Below are 15,010 nucleotides of genomic sequence, written 5' to 3' on the forward strand. Positions count from 1 at the left end.
CGGCATCCCCCGGTCGCGTTGTCGCCCACCCACAGTCCTCCCCGCATCCCCCTCTTCCGCCCCGTCTACCCCTGGATGGATCAGAAATGCCCCTCCGAAGCGGTCCGGAGAGGCATTTCTGATCCGCGCTGGCCTGATCGTTGGCCAGGTGAGGTCTGATCGCCGGGTCAGGCCAGAGAGGATGCGGGAGGCGGAGGCGCCGTCTTGGCCGCGTTCCAGCGTCGGCGCACGCCCGTGCTCAGACGCTCCCAGGTGCGGTCGCGGATGAAGATCGAGTCGATCGCGATCATCGTCAGCGAGAACCAGGGCAGCCCCATCAGCACGGCGATGCCGATGTGGAAGGACAGGATGCCGACCAGCGCGATGAGCCGCGTCGGACGCGTGAGCAGCGCGAGCGGGAACGCCACTTGCAAAAGGATCGATCCCCAGCTGAACGCCACGACCATGGGACCCCAGGTCGTGACGAGTTCGCTGAGCACCGGCCACGTGCCGAATCGCATGGTGTGCAGCGGGTTGTAGACCGCGTACCCCTGCTCCCACGGCGCACCCCCGGCCTTGAACAGCGCACCGGATGCGTAGACGAAGCAGACCTGAGCGGTGAGCGCCACCAGCGCGAGGTTGTGGAAGACCGTGCCGAGCAGCGCGGGCTGGCTGCCGGCGGCGAACCAGTCGCCGCTCTTCGCACGGCGGCGGGCGTCGAGCGACCAGCGGGCGGCGGGGTCGGCGAAGAACAGCAGCAGCAGCGCGATGCGGAACATGTTGTCGCCCTGGTCGCCGACCATGTCGTTGGCCTCGATGAAGCCCACCCACAGGCAGAAGAAGACCGGCAGCACGATGCGGAACCGCCAGCCGAGCACGAACAGCACGGCCAGCGCGGCGAGCAGCAGGTACAGCGCCGTGTAGGCGAGATCGTTGCCCATGGCCGCGTGGAACGCGCTGAAGATCCAGATCTTGGGGAAGTCGCTGACCGGCTGCGCCAGCTCGCCGTTCCAGGCGGAGCCCGAGCCGAAGGTGTACAGGCGGGTGCCGAAGTTCGAGGCGAGCAGGCCGAGGGCCGTGACGCCGAACAGGATGCGGGTGACCGCGAGTCCGTAGAGGGCCTTCTTGCCGTTGAACAGCCAGTCCGAGACGAACGCCGAGATCTTGTCGACGGCCGACAGCAGCATCGCCCAGAATCCCGAGATCATCGACGCGACGAAGGTGAGCAGGCGCGCGGGGAAGGACGCCTGCGGCGCCTCGGGGGCGGATGCCGGAGCGTCCGTCTTCTTCACGGTCTTGGGCGCCTTCGGCGCCCGGGTGTCGACGCTCACTGCTGGGTCCTCTCGAACTGTGCACGGAAGACGTCGGCGAAGTTGCCGCGGTTCTGTCCCTCTTCCTCGATCGGCGCGCGCCACCCGGTCGTGGAGAACGTCGGATCGGGGCGCTGGGCGTTCGGGTTGTTGCGCTCGGCGTAGGGGACCACGTTCTGGCGGCTCACCCGGTACTGCACCTTGACGACGGCATCCGCTCCCCAGATCGCGTAGGCGACCTGCGTGGCGTAGGCGGTGGCCAGGTGCTCGGCCTTCATGTACTCGACCGTTGAGGGCTTGTCGTCGCCCTCGAGCTTGTCGAACGAGCCGACCATCCAGTCCTCCCAGCCGTCCTTCGCGAAGTCGAGGGCGGCGACGGCCTGCTGCTGCTCGCTGAGGTCGTTGTACGCGTTCATCTGCCCGCTCGCGACCTCGCTGGACTGGATGCCGGCGCGCGGCGGGAAGAGGTTGTAGCGGATCATCGAGAGCTCGACGTCGGTCGCGCTGACCCAGCCGGTCTCGACCTCTTCGCCGTCCTTCTCGATGACGGCGCGGACGTTGAAGTGGTAGTCCCCGTTGATCGGCTCGGGGGCGAAGACGCTCCACGACTGGCCGAACATCGGCAGCATGTAGCTGGCGAGCACGTCCTGCGTGGGGATCTCGCGCAGCGCCGAGTACGGTGCGATCCACAGGAACGACGCGAACACGTGCCACAGGGTGAACAGGCACGCGACGAAGGCGAAGAGCTTCACCCACCAGGTCGGTCGTGGTCTGGTCGCGACAGCGACGGCATCCGCCTCCGTGTCGCTCGGAGCCTGATCGGTCTTCGTGCTCATAAGAGTCCTTCTCATCACTGAAGGCCGGGGCCGCCCGATGAGGGCGACCCCGACCTGTGACAGCGTTTCTGTCTTACTCTGCCGCGGCCGTCGCGCGCTTGCGTGCGACCAGCGCCGTGCCCAGACCGAACATCAGGAGCAGGGCTCCGAGAACGATCCAGCCGTTGGGCGCCGTGCCGCCGGTGGCGGCGAGGCCGGTGGCCACGACCTTGAACGTACCCGCGACGCTACCCGACTCGGGGCCGGTGAGCGTGACGGTGTGCGTGCCGAGGTCGGTTCCGGCCGGGATCGCCCACGTGAACGTGACCGTGCCCTGAGCGTTGGCCACCTGGGTGCCCAGCGCCAGCGGGTCGGAGTTCATTACGCCGGTGACGACCTCGCCCGGCTTGAAGCCCGTGCCGACAGCGGTCTGCTGCTGGCCGCGCTCCAGGACCGGCGACTTGATCGTGATGCCGAGCTTGCCCTGCGGGTTCGCGGCCGCCGAGGCGTTCGCGTTCGTCGAGGCAGACGCCTTCACATCGGCGGCAGCCGCGGCCGAGGCCTCGGTCGACGCGTTCGCGTTGGCAGCAGCGGATGCCGCAGCCGAGGCATTGGCCTGGGCCTGAGCCGAAGCGGCCTGCGAGCTGTCAGCCTCAGCCGACGACTGCGCAGCCGCAGCCGCACGGGCGTTGGTCTCGCTGGTCGCATCGGTCGATGCGTTGGTCGACGCTCCCGCCTCAGCCTGAGCCGTTGCTGCGGCCTGCGCCGCGGCGGTGGCGTTGGCCGTCGCCTTCGCGCTCGCCTTCGTGTCTGCGTTCGCCTGTGCAGCAGCGACCGCAGCAGCCTGAGCCGCCGCGTTGTTGTCGTTGTCCGCCTGGGCCGACGCAGCTGCCGATGCCGATGCGTTGGTGTTCACCTCTGCCGATGCGTTGGTGGACGCCTGCGTCTGCGCTCCCGGGTCGGTCGATGCGCTCGCCTCGGCGACCGCATTCGCGGAGGCGTTGGTCGACGCGTTGGTGATGGCCGCAGCCTGGGATGCCGTGGATGCGTTCGTGTCCTGATCGCCCGTGACAGATCCCGACGCAGCTGCGTTGGTGGACGCATTGGCCAGAGCCGCAGCCTGAGCAGCGACCGCAGCGTTCGCATTCGCGGCCGAGGTCGCGTCCGCGGTTGCCGCCGTCGATGCGGTCGTGGTGGCCGCAGCCTTTGCAGCCGCGATCGCGTCCGAGTCAGCCGCCGCGCTCGCAGATGCGTTCGCGTCGGTCGAGGTGTACGCCGCCGCCTGAGCCGCGGCCTGAGCCACAGCCGAGCTGGACACGTCGGCGTTCGCCGAGGCGGATGCCGATGCCGCGGCGTTCGCGTTGGTCGAGGCCTCCTGCGACGCGTTGGCCGACGAGTTCGCCTGAGCAGTCGCAGCGACGTTCGCCGCCGACGCCGAGTTGGCGTTCACGTCCGTCGTCGCAGCAGCGGAAGCTGCCGCGTTGACGTCGTCATCAGCGTTCGCCTGAGCAGCCGCCTGAGCAGCCGCCGCAGCCTGAGCGTTCGCCGCCGAGGTCGAGGTCGTCGATGCAGAAGCCGAGGCATCCGCATCGTCAGCGGTGAACGCGGCTGCTTCAGCCGCAGCCTGGGCTGCAGCCTGCGTGTTCGCCGTCGCCACAGCCGAGGTGTCAGCCGATGCCTGCGTGTCGGCAGTCGCCATAGCCGCGGCAACAGCCGCAGCCTGCGCTGCCGGGTCGCCGTTCGCGGTCGCGTCTGCCGACGCGGATGCCGAAGCCGCCGCGTTGGTGTTCACGTCTCCGCCGCCGCCCGCGGTGATCGAGACCGTGTCGGTCGCGACGTTCTGCGGGTCCTCGTCGTCAGCCGCGGTCAGCACGTAGTCGGTTCCGACGTCGGTACCCGCGGGGATCGCGTAGACGGTGTTCGCCGGGAAGCTGCCGTCGGCCTCGACCGTGAACGTCACGGGCGTGCCGATCGTGTCGTTCGAGCCGTTGCGCAGCGTGAGGGTCACCGTGGATCCGGGAACCCAGTTCGCACCGACCACCGGCAGGTTGCTTCCGGCCTGAACCGGATCCTGCGCATCGACCGTCGGGTCGACCGCCGCGATCTCGGCCGCGCGCACCGTGGAGGAGGCGAGGTCGAGGTTCAGCGCACCCAGCCCTGGAAGGAGCTCGAAGCTGATGGCGTTGACCGTGAACGATTCGGCACCGAGGACTCCCGGCTCCTCCTGCTCGTTGATCTTGATCTCGACGACCTCGTTCAGCGCGTCGAACAGCGGGCTCAGCGCGGCGACGACCGGGTTGAGGATGCCGTCGAGCGCCGGGGCGAGACCGCTGGTGACCGTGGTGAGCAGCGTGCTGATGACCGGCGCGAGCGTGGTCGTGAGCAGGTTGATCACCGGCGTCGTGACGAGCGAGAGAACGCCGCCGAGCGGAATGCCCAGCAGATCTCCGTCGACGCCGACGACCGGGCTCCCGGGAATCGCGCCCGTGAGCTGACCGAGCTTCACGTCGACGGTGATGTCGACATCGGCGTTCAGCAGGAGCGCGGTGACGTGCGCGCCGAGCTCGATGTGGAGGCTCAGGTTGTTGATCAGGTCGGTGACGACCGTCGTGACCTTGGTGGTCAGCGTCCCGAGGGCCGCGGTGACCGCGGAGGTGATCGCCGTGATCGTGGTGTCGTCGAGGACGAGCGTGTTCGGGTCGAGACCGTTGAGGTCGGTCGCCGCAGGCCCGTTGACGATCTTCGCGAGGTCGACCGAGACGAGGCCGTTCGCGAGGTTGATCGAGACGATTCCGTTGGGGTCGGCCAGCGGCTCGTTGATCAGGGTGTTCGTCGCGGCGGTGATCGCCGCGTCGAGTCCGTCGATCGCGATCGTTCCGCCGCCGATCTGCACCTGCAGGACGGCCGGAACACCGAGGTTGAGGTTGACGGCGCTGACCACGGAGTCGAGGACACCGCCGGTGCCGACGGCCGCGTCCAGCGTGTCGCCGACGCCGCCGAGGACGCCGCCGAGCGAGGTCGCTACGGTGCCGACGAGCGGGCTGGAGACGTTGAGCTCCAGGTCCGCGACCGTGTACTCCGAAGCGAAGGTCACGTCCGACGCGGTGCCCGTGGCGGTCGCGGTCGACGCGATCGCGCCGAGCTCGATGCCGAGGTTGTCGACGACCTGGTCGGTGATCCCCGCGACACCGAGCTGGTCGAGCACGTCGGTCAGGTTCAGCTTCGCGTTGCCGTAGGCGCCGGGGTTGTTGATGTCGGTGGCGATCGTGCCGTCCTGGCTGATCGCACCGGCGCTGGCCGTCGAGGTGTTCGCCGTGGGCGACCCTGCGTAGGAGTTGAGCACGCCGAGCTGACCGAGGTCGAGGAGGCCTGCTCCACCCGGACCCGAGATCAGCGGAAGCTGGAGGCCGCCGCCGAGATCGACGGTCAGCCCCTGGAGCAGAGTGACGTTGAGCGGAGTGATCTCCGGCCCGATGTCGCTCGGATTCCCGCTGACGGCCTGCGAGACATCGAGGATGTCTCCGCCGAGCAGCTCGGTGCGGATGATCTGGCCGAGTGCCTCGGAATCATCGCTCGGTGCGGCAGTGGCGCCCATGGGCACCAGCGCGCTGGTGAGGATGACAGCGCCCGCGGTTGCCGCGGCGATGCCCCCTCCGATTGCCCTGCGTCTCCGCAGGGTCTTCCCCTCAATGTTCTTCATTCGCCTCTCCCGTGTGATGCAGAACTTCGTTCGCGTCACAAGGCCCTCCCCAGGTATCGACATCGAGTCGACAGAGCGCATGCCATGCCAGTATTCCGGTACAACTCACCGAATGTCCAGCGGATCCACAGAAAACTTCAGAAGTGAAGGATTGTGACGGGGGTTGCCGCGAGGTCACCTGCCAGCCAGGCAACGCCACGGCGTTCCTTCTCTTAGTTGCGCGAGATGCGAGTTTCTTACATTCGGGTTTATCCAGGGTTTTGATATTGCGTGGGTTCCCAGGTGACGCATAGCTTCGAGCGCATCCTGATCTGATGCGTGGGCTCAACCGCCATCGTGTCGGATGCCGACATGACGCCGTTGCTCGACGAGAACTCCAGATCCATCGACCACCGCTTCGCGGGTCACCTCCTCGGCATGCCCGTCCGACGAACGACTCAGCTGTCGCCGCGCGGCACGGCTACCAGCCCCGTCGTCGACACGGGAGGCGCTGCATCCGATTCCGTGGCCAGCTGCGCCCTGAGTTTCATCCTCGCGCGGCTCAGGGCGGTGTTCACCGCGGCCTGCGAACAGCCCAGCCGCACGGCGACCTCACCGGCCGACAGCCTCTCGCTGTATATCAGCTCGACGATGCTGCGCTCCCGCTGATTCAGCGTGGCGACGGCCTGTCGCACGGCGAGGTGATCGAGCACGTCGGCCCGACCCGCACCGGGCACCGACATCAGCCCGATCGCATCGAACAACCGCGCTCGCGCCTTCGCCCCTCGCTCATGGTCGCGCAGCTTGTTGTCTGCGACCTTCAGCAGCCAGGCGAGGCGGAACGGCCGCTTCGGGTCGAACTTGACCCAGGCCAGCATGAACACGTCTCCGAGGACGTCATCGACGTCGTCGTCGTTCGACAGGCCTCGTTCGAGGTATCGGCGCACCGTGGTCCGATGCTCCGCGAAGAGCGCAGCGAACTCCTCGCGCGCCGACGCGATCACCGCGTCACGGCGCTTCTCACGCGCTGACAAGCCCCCTCCGATCACTCCTTGCCAGCCGCAGACCAATCCGAGCCCGACGATCCGTCGACTCGGCTTCCCCCCTACAGCAGTGCTAAGGAGATAGTAACGCGCCGAGATGGCCCGGATGACGGGTGTGCCGTCGCCCCCTGCCCGCCTTTCCCGCCGTGCACAATCGAGCTCCTCGCAGCCGCTCGACACCTCGAAGCGCAGCGTGGTGAGGCCTCCCCACCCAGACGAAGAGACGCCCCGCGGGCCGAAGCCGGCGGGGCGTCTCTCCGTGCACGATTACAGGGACAGACCGTGCCCGAATCGGAACAGCGGGTCCTCCGTGTCGAACGGGACGTCGGGCCGCGACGCCTCGACAGCGGCCATCGAGCTCGGCACGTCGAACGGCAGCTTCCCCGTTGCGGGGACGGCTCCCGTGAGCACGTCGAGCAGCGCGTCGGCGCCCGCGCCCCAGTTCGCGACGACGGCGCCTGCGGCCTCCACGATCGGTCCGAGGATGGCGGGGCGGTCGAGGAACACGTCGACGACGGTCGGGACGGATGCCGCGACCTCGGCGACGTGGGCGATGACGTCCTCCGGGAAGTCGAGCGAGCCCGCGTGGAAGAAGTTCTCGAACATCGAGGCGCGCTGCTCGTACGGGGCCTGCAGACGCAGGATCGCGGCATCCGCCTCCTCGGGTGTCGCGACGACCTCGCCGTAGCGCGCCGCCGCCTCGGGCGCGATGCCCTCGACGTAGAGCTTCAGCCCCGTCCGCAGCGGAAGCACCCCGTCGTTGGACAGCACCGCGACCGAGGCGCGCTGCGCCTGCTCGCCCGCCGCGCGGAACTCCGCGGAGCCGACGATGGCGTCCGCGGCATCCACGTCGACATAGGGGTCCTCGAAGAGCCCGAGCTCGAACTTCTCGCGCAGCAGGCGGCGCGCGGAGACGTCGAGACGACCCTCCGCGACCTCTCCCGAGCGCACGAGGCCGATCAGCAGCTCCGTCTCGTTCTCGCCGCCGAACTGGTCGGCGCCGGCATCGAGGATCTTCACCATGCGCTCGGCCGGGGTGAGGTGCTCGACACCCCAGGCGCGCGCGGCGAAGTCCGTGCCCATGATCGGCTGGTCGGTGACCAGACCCCAGTCGGTGCAGACGATGCCGTCGAATCCGAACCGCTCGCGGAGCAGCCCCGTGAGCACGCCCTTGTTGAAGCCGAAGCCGACCTCCTCATACTGCGTGCCGACCGGCATGCCGTAGTAGGGCATGATCTGGCGACCGCCGGCGGCGAAGATGTCCTCGAACGGAAGGAGGTGGTGCTCGAAGTTGTCGCCGGGGTAGACCTGCTCGCGCCCGTAGTCGAAGTGCGGGTCCTCGCCGTCCTTCTGCGGACCGCCCCCGGGGAAGTGCTTGGTCATCGTGGAGACCGAGCCGGGGCCGAACGATTCGCCCTGGAAGCCGCGCACGTAGGCCGCCCCGAGCTCACCGGCGAGGGCGGCATCCTCGCCGAAGGTCTGCAGCTGCCGGGCCCAGCGCGACTCGGTGGCGAGGTCGACCTGCGGGTGCAGAGCGACGCGGATGCCGACCGCCGTGTACTCCTGGCGGGCGATGTCGCCGAAGCGCTCGACGAGCGCGGCGTCACGCGTGGCAGCGAGCCCGAGAGGCTCCGGCCACTGCGAGAAGGGCCCCGCGAACATCGTCGCGCCGGGGTTGTCGCTGAACGAGTGCCGCGGGTCGGTCGAGATCGACACGGGGATGCCGAGGCGGGTGGATGCCGCGAGCTCCTGCAGCCTGTTGTGCCAGGCGGCGATGTCGCTCGCCTTCGGCGCGACGCCGAGCAGGTTGAAGTGGTTCATGTGGCGGCCGACCACGTACTCGCGGTTCGAGGGGATGCCGAAGTTCGCGTCGCCCTCGGAGAGCTCACCGCCCTCGCCCATCACGATCATGGTCTGGAAGAAGAGCCCGGCCTTCTCCTCGAGGGTCATCTCGGAGAGCAGCAGCTCGACGCGCTCGTCGACGGGCAGATCGGCGTCGAGCCAGGGGCGTTCGTTCCGTTCGGACATCGTCACTTGACTCCCTTGATGCGGTAGACGAGCACGGCGCCTGCGAGCGCGACGACCGCGCCGAACAGGTACCAGGTGGGGTAGCCGCCGAGAGGGGTCGCGGCACCCAGGGCGATGATGCCGGGGGCGACGGCGGGGGCGATCGACTGCGGAAGGGCGTTGGCGATGTTCAGCACGCCGAGGTCCTTCGCGACGTCGTCCGGGTTCGGCAGCACCTCGGTGGCGAGGGCGAGGTCGACCGAGAAGAACGAGCCGGCGCCGAGGCCGATGATGGCCTGGCCGATGATCACGACCGGGATGCTGGGGGCGATCGCGAGGATCACGAGACCGACGACCATGATCACGCCGGCGACGGCGACGAACGGGCGTCGCTTGCCGATCTTGTCGGAGAGGAACCCGCCGAGGGGCGAGGACACGGCCATGGCCGCCATCGAGGCGAGGTTGGCGGCGAGGATGATGCCGACGGCGCCCTGCTCGTCGAGGCCGAACTTGGTGACGAGGTAGAGCGGCAGGAAGGTCGCGATGCCCGCGTAGCCGAACATCACCATGAACTTGGTCAGCCACGTCCAGCCGAAGTCGGGGTGCTTGCGCGGGTTGAAGACGAAGGAGCCGAAGAACATGCCGATCGTGAAGCGCTCGGCGGGCTTCTCTGTGAGCACGCGGTCCTTGAGGATGGCCACGAAGACGATGGCGAGGATCAGGCTGATCACGCCCGGGACCACGAAGCGCTCGAAGTCGCCGGGGAGGAAGTTCACCAGGAAGCTGCCGGCGAGGATGCCGATCGGGGTGGTGATGCCGACGAGGCCGGAGACCTTGCCGCGGCTGGAGACGGGCACCTGGTCGGGCAGGGTGGCGTTCGCTGCGGCGAGGACCGCGTTCATCGAGGTCTGCACCAGGCACCAGGCGAGCAGCACCATCCACACCGACGACGCGGCGCCGATGAGGGCGAACCCGCCGAGACCGACGATCGAACCGCCGAGGATCCACGGACGACGCATCCCCCAGCGCGAGGTGGTGCGGTCGGAGAGGCGCCCGACGAGCGGGTTGGCGACGAGGGCGAATGCGGCGCCGACGCCCATCACGAGGCCGAGGCTCCCCTCGGTGTTGGTCGGGTCGAGGTGCTGGACCTTGAAGGCCATCGAGACCATGACCGGGGTGAGCAGGGCGAGGTAGACGCCGAAGTTCACCGCGGCGAGACCGGGCGTATAGCCGCGGGGGGTCTTCTCGGGGGTGGTTCCGGGGAGCTTGAAGCCGGTGGTTCCGGCGGCTGCGGCGTTCGCAGCCGATGACAGCTCTGTCATGGGAGATCCTTTCGGGCAAGGTTCCGCCGGTCTTCCGCGATCGGCGCGGACTCGACGATACACGAATCTCGACCGTTTGGTAAGTGAATCTCGACCGATTGGTAATGAGCGAGGATAGAGTGTCCTGGGAGGATGCGATGACGAACACCCGGCATGCTCGTGCCGCTGCCACGAGGCAGCGCATCCTCACGGCTGCCCGCGAGCTCTTCGTCGCCCAGGGGTACCGCTCCACCTCGCTTCGCGACATCGCCGCCGCGGCATCCGTCAGTCATCCCGGTCTCCTCGGCCACTTCGCCTCGAAGGACGACCTGCTCGCCGAGGTCGTCGCGCAGTTCGAGGAGGAGAACGCCGAGGCCGTCAGCGTCCTCACCGCCGCCGCCGAGCCGGGGTCCCTCGTGCTCTCGGAGCTCGCCACCCGCAACGCGGAGACCCCCGGCTACCTGGAGCTGTACGCCGCACTCACCGGCGAGGCGTCGGCCCCGGCCCACCCCGCTCACGAGCGGATGCGCGAGCGCTACGCCACCATGCGCGAGCTGACGGTCGACGCGATGCAGGATGCCGTGGACCACGGCGTGATCTCCGCGGATCGCGAGCTCGAAGGCGAGACGATCCGCCACATGGCCGGGTGGGACGGCCTGCAGCTCATGGCGCAGTACCTCCCGGAGCGCGTCGACGTCGTGGAGATGCTCGAAGAGCGGGAAGGGCTGTGGGCGACGCCGGTCGGATGGCGCGACCCCGAGGAGCCCGAAGCGCCCGCCGAGCCGTCGGGCCCTCTTCCCGAACTGGCGCTCAGCGGCCTCGCCGACGAGGACCAGGCCGGCTACGCGGCCGGCCGCCGACGTCGAGCGCAGATCCTCGTCGACGCCACGCAGCTCTTCGCCCGCAGCGGATACGGAGACACCAGCCTGCGCGACATCGCTGAGGCGGTGGGGGTGTCGAAGTCGACGCTGCTGCACCACTACGCGACCAAGGAGGCGCTGCTGAGCGCGGTGCTCATGGAACGCGACGACGCGATCCGCCTCCAGGACCACGCGACGACCCCCTGCCGCGCGGCCGACCTCCTGCGCGGGATGCCCGCGGGCGCCGCGCACAACGCCGAGGTCGAACCCGGCCTCATCGAGGTGTACGCGGTGCTCTCGTGCGAGGCCGTGCCCGCAGGCCACCCCGCCCACGACTACTTCATCCGCCGTTTCGAGCGCAGCCTGGACTACTTCACCGAGGTGTTCCGGCTCGCTCAGCTCGACGGCGACCTTCCCGAGCATCGCGACCCCGAGCGCGAGGCGATCTGGCTCATCGCCCTGTGGGACGGCCTGCAGTACCAGTGGCTCTACGACCGCGACGCGGTGGACGTCGCCGTGCAGCTCCGCGCCCACCTGGACGACGTGCTTCCCGCACGCTGAGACGCGTCCCCGCACCTCCGACCGTCGAGCACCGCCTCGCTCTGACAGGATCGTTCCCATGAGCACTGCGGGGGGCCGAGCGGCACAGAAGGCGAAGGGGCGCCCTGATCGTGGCGGGAAGGGCACGGGGCCCGGTCTGCTGAAGAGCTGGATCATCGTCGCCCTCGTGCTGGTCGGCATCTGGGCGGCGTTCTTCGGCATCCCCTCCGTTGTCAGGATGCTGAACGCCCCACCCATCTCCGAGGACTTCGGCCTCGAAGACGCCGTCGTGGCCCTGCGCCTGCACGCCGGCGACCACGCCTATCTCGTACTCGTGAACGAGGCCGGAGAGACGCGGTCGGTGGAGCTCGAGGAGCGGGGTTTCGAGGAGTCGAGGCTCGCGTGGTCGGAGGCGGGGCTGAGCGTCGGCGGCCCCGCAGACGAGTACCTGATCCATGACGACGGACTCACGGCGCTGCCCCTGTCGGGCGCGAAGGAGTCGTCGTCGGAGCGGGCGAGGCTCGCCGTCGCCGACGGCTTCGCGGTGTACACGGGTTCGGCCGAAGGTCAGCAGCTGGCCTTCGTGGATGCCGCCACGGAAGAGATCACGACGATCGACCTCGGGTACGTCAACCCCGCGCTGACCACGTGCGGCGACGATGTCGCCCTGGTCGACGAGTCCGGTGTGCGCATCGTGACCTCGAAGTCGCGCGACATCGACGGGCTCGGCGTGTTCACCGGCGTCCGCACGCTCGTCTGCGACCAGGACCGCGCGCTCGGCCTGGGCGAGATCGTCGACGAGGAGACCTCGGCGCACCAGAGCCTGCAGATCTGGGACCGGACCACAGGGGACAGACAGGAACTCGAGATCCACTACCCCGAGTCGGTGCTGGGGTGGGAATCGGGCACGCCCTTCGTCTGGGAGGGACGACTGCACTGGGCCGCCGGGGCCACCCTGTGGTCGATCCCGCTCGCCGAGATCGCGGAGTCGAGGTCGGTGGACGCCGAGCCGGCGGCGGATCTGGGCGGGTTCGTGGGTGACCTGAGCCCGGTCGTCGGCACCGACCAGGGTGCACTGGCGCAGAGCGGAGGCCGCGTCTTCGGCGTCGCCACGGAGGAGGATTTCATCAACCCGAACCGCGGCGAATCGTACGACAAGCTCCTCAGCCTCGCGATCTTCAGCGCGGACGCCATCAGCGGCGAGCGCCGGATCGAGATCGACGTCGACGGCATCGACTTCCCCCGGCGCGACCTCCACGTCACGGCGATCGCCGTGAACCCGGAGTGGGCCGCCGGGCGCTGAGCACGGTCAGCGGCTGATTCCTCCCTGCGATGGAGGGAGTGCAGTGAGCATCCGCCACCGCGTCTCGTCTCGTCGCGGCGCTCCTCCGCTCAACGACCGGGACACGACCGCCGCGTGAGCGCGGCTCAGCCTGCGGCGATCACGGCGAGCACGCCCTCGCCGTAGGCCTCGCGCTTCTTCTCACCGATGCCCGTGATCCCGTCGAGCGCCCCCATCGACGCGGGCCGATGCTCAGCGAGGGCACGCAGCGTCGCATCGCCGAAGACGATGTACGCGGGCACACCCTGCTCCCGCGCGGTCTCCGCACGCCAGGCGCGCAGCGCCTCGAACAGCGGGCGGTCTCCGGCATCCAGCGCATCCGCCGCACTCGCCTTGCGGGCGCGAGGCGCCGACGCCGGCCGGCCGATGGTGTCTTTGCGCAGCGGCACAGGGGTCTCGCCCTTCAGCACGCCTACCGCGAGCTCGCCGGGGGCCAGAGTGCCGTACTCGCCTTGCGCGACGAGGATGCCGCGGGCGAGGAGCTGCCGCACCACGCTGCGCCAGTCCTGATCGGAGAGGTCGGCGCCGATGCCGTAGGTCGCGATCTTCTCGTGGCCCTGCTGACGGATGCGCTCGGTCGACGCGCCGCGGAGGATGTCGATCAGGTGACCGGCGCCGAAGGCCTGGTTGCGCTCCTTCTTGAGACGCACGATCGTCGAGAGGAGCTTCTGCGCGGGGATGAGGCCGTCGAAGGTCGCGGTGTCTTCGAGGCACGTGTCGCAGTTGCCGCACGGCTGCGAGTCCTGGCCGAAGTAGCCGAGCAGGTTCTGCCTGCGGCACTCGACGGTCTCGCACAGGGCGAGCATCGCGTCGAGATGCTGCCCCATGCGCATCTTGAACGTGCGGTCGCCGGGGCTCTGGTCGATGAGACGGCGCTGCTGCACCACGTCGCCGAGGCCATAGGCCATCCAGGCGACGGAGGCCTCGCCGTCTCGGCCGGCGCGACCGGTCTCCTGGTAGTACCCCTCGACCGACTTCGGCAGGTCGATGTGGGCCACGAAGCGCACGTCGGGTTTGTCGATGCCCATGCCGAACGCGATCGTGGCGACCATGACCACGCCGTCTTCGCGGAGGAACCGCGACTGGTTGGTCGCGCGGACCTCGGCCGGAAGCCCCGCGTGATACGGCAGCGCGTCGAAACCCTGCGCGGCGAGGTACGTCGCGGTCTGCTCCACCGACTTGCGGCTGAGGGCGTAGACGATGCCCGCTGCGCCCTCCGGCATCGAGCGGATGAAGGCGACGAGCTGCTTGCGCGGATCGACCTTCGGCACGATCCGGTACTGGATGTTCGGGCGGTCGAAGCTCGCCACGAAGTGCCGCGCGGCGTCGAGGCGCAGCCGCTCGGTGATCTCCTGGTGCGTGGCCCTGGTGGCCGTGGCCGTGAGCGCCATGCGCGGCACCCCGGGGAACCTCTCGCCGAGGTCGCCGAGAGCGAGGTAGTCGGGACGGAAGTCGTGACCCCACTGCGACACGCAGTGCGCCTCGTCGATCGCGATGACGCTCAGGGTGCCGCGCTGCAGCAGCGCGGTGGTCTGCGCACTGCTGAGCCGCTCCGGCGCGACGTAGATGAGATCGAGCTCGCCGGCGACGTACGCGCGCTCGACCTCGCGCCGCTCGTCGATCGACTGCGTCGAGTTGAGGTACGCCGCGTTCACGCCGTTGGCGCGCAGGGCGTCGACCTGGTCGTGCATGAGGGCGATGAGCGGGCTGATCACGAGTCCGGTGCCTTCGCGCACGAGCGCCGGCACCTGATAGGTGATGCTCTTTCCGCCGCCGGTCGGCATGAGCACGACGGCATCCCCGCCGCCGATCACCTGCTCCACGATCTCGGCCTGGTCGCCGCGGAACTCGTCGTAGCCGAAGACCGTGTGCAGCGCCTCCTGCGCGGTGGCGAAGCGGCTGGGCGTCGCCCTGCGCACGGGCGCACCGGATGCCGGGGCGGATGCCGTCACGGGCGTCCGCGGGCCGGGCCCCCAGTCGAGCGGAGGCTCGTACCCTGAGCCCTGCGGCTCCCAGTCCATGGGCTCCGGCGGCTCGCTCGGCTCCCACCCGTCACCCCAGGGCTCGTCTGCATACGGCAGATCCTCGTACGGGTCACGGGGAGTCTGCGGCATCCCTCCAGCGTAACCACCCC

Annotated in this window: 9 protein-coding genes; 2 read left to right on the plus strand and 7 right to left on the minus strand. The window is 69.2% G+C overall.

The window, feature by feature from the left end; translation table 11 throughout:
* Positions 1 to 167: 167 nt before the first annotated feature.
* From LC438_RS16380 to LC438_RS16405, 6 genes are all read right to left on the minus strand, one after another.
* The gene (locus LC438_RS16380) at positions 168 to 1,310 is read right to left on the minus strand and encodes an HTTM domain-containing protein (RefSeq protein ID WP_374197881.1); all 1,143 of its coding nucleotides are present in this window, start codon (positions 1,308 to 1,310) and stop codon (positions 168 to 170) included.
* On the minus strand, positions 1,307 to 2,125 hold the full coding sequence (locus tag LC438_RS16385; RefSeq protein ID WP_223587207.1) for a DUF5819 family protein: 819 nt from the start codon (positions 2,123 to 2,125) through the stop codon (positions 1,307 to 1,309). Before LC438_RS16385 ends, LC438_RS16380 begins: the two co-directional genes overlap by 4 nt.
* A 73-nt stretch (positions 2,126 to 2,198) precedes the next feature.
* Positions 2,199 to 5,804 carry a choice-of-anchor G family protein gene (locus tag LC438_RS16390; protein ID WP_223587208.1) on the minus strand — a complete coding sequence of 1,202 codons (3,606 nt, stop codon included), beginning with the start codon at positions 5,802 to 5,804 and terminating at the stop codon, positions 2,199 to 2,201.
* Between the two features lie 437 nt (positions 5,805 to 6,241).
* Positions 6,242 to 6,817 carry an RNA polymerase sigma factor gene (locus LC438_RS16395; RefSeq protein ID WP_223587209.1) on the minus strand — a complete coding sequence of 192 codons (576 nt, stop codon included), beginning with the start codon at positions 6,815 to 6,817 and terminating at the stop codon, positions 6,242 to 6,244.
* A 276-nt stretch (positions 6,818 to 7,093) separates the two neighbouring features.
* Positions 7,094 to 8,854, minus strand: coding sequence for a glycoside hydrolase family 3 protein (locus tag LC438_RS16400; RefSeq protein ID WP_223587210.1), 1,761 nt, complete (start codon positions 8,852 to 8,854; stop codon positions 7,094 to 7,096).
* Between the two features lie 2 nt (positions 8,855 to 8,856).
* Complete coding sequence (locus tag LC438_RS16405; protein ID WP_105673820.1) at positions 8,857 to 10,155, minus strand: MFS transporter; 1,299 nt, start codon at positions 10,153 to 10,155, stop codon at positions 8,857 to 8,859.
* A gap of 137 nt (positions 10,156 to 10,292) precedes the next feature.
* On the opposite strand from LC438_RS16405, the gene LC438_RS16410 reads away from it, so the two are divergent.
* Positions 10,293 to 11,555: a TetR/AcrR family transcriptional regulator gene (locus LC438_RS16410; RefSeq protein ID WP_105673985.1), complete on the plus strand. Its 1,263-nt coding sequence runs from the start codon at positions 10,293 to 10,295 to the stop codon at positions 11,553 to 11,555.
* Positions 11,556 to 11,613: 58 nt separating this feature from the next.
* A complete protein-coding gene (locus tag LC438_RS16415; RefSeq protein ID WP_223587211.1) occupies positions 11,614 to 12,837 on the plus strand; it encodes a hypothetical protein in 1,224 nt (407 codons plus the stop codon).
* Between the two features lie 125 nt (positions 12,838 to 12,962).
* Here the strand turns inward: LC438_RS16415 and recQ are convergent, their stop codons facing one another.
* The gene (gene recQ / locus LC438_RS16420) at positions 12,963 to 14,990 is read right to left on the minus strand and encodes a DNA helicase RecQ (RefSeq protein ID WP_223587212.1); all 2,028 of its coding nucleotides are present in this window, start codon (positions 14,988 to 14,990) and stop codon (positions 12,963 to 12,965) included.
* Between the last annotated feature and the right edge of the window lie 20 nt (positions 14,991 to 15,010).

The sequence above is a fragment of the Microbacterium sp. OVT16B genome (assembly GCF_019969705.1).
GTDB classification, from domain to species: domain Bacteria; phylum Actinomycetota; class Actinomycetes; order Actinomycetales; family Microbacteriaceae; genus Microbacterium; species Microbacterium natoriense.

What these genes read in the sequence shown, in the direction of transcription:
- LC438_RS16415 (WP_223587211.1), top strand. Translation starts at nt 11,614, where the DNA reads ATGAGCACTGCGGGGGGCCGAGCGGCACAGAAGGCGAAGGGGCGCCCT.
- LC438_RS16405 (WP_105673820.1), bottom strand. Translation starts at nt 10,155, where the DNA reads ATGACAGAGCTGTCATCGGCTGCGAACGCCGCAGCCGCCGGAACCACC.
- LC438_RS16400 (WP_223587210.1), bottom strand. Translation starts at nt 8,854, where the DNA reads ATGTCCGAACGGAACGAACGCCCCTGGCTCGACGCCGATCTGCCCGTC.
- LC438_RS16410 (WP_105673985.1), top strand. Translation starts at nt 10,293, where the DNA reads ATGACGAACACCCGGCATGCTCGTGCCGCTGCCACGAGGCAGCGCATC.
- LC438_RS16385 (WP_223587207.1), bottom strand. Translation starts at nt 2,125, where the DNA reads ATGAGCACGAAGACCGATCAGGCTCCGAGCGACACGGAGGCGGATGCC.
- LC438_RS16390 (WP_223587208.1), bottom strand. Translation starts at nt 5,804, where the DNA reads ATGAAGAACATTGAGGGGAAGACCCTGCGGAGACGCAGGGCAATCGGA.
- recQ (WP_223587212.1), bottom strand. Translation starts at nt 14,990, where the DNA reads ATGCCGCAGACTCCCCGTGACCCGTACGAGGATCTGCCGTATGCAGAC.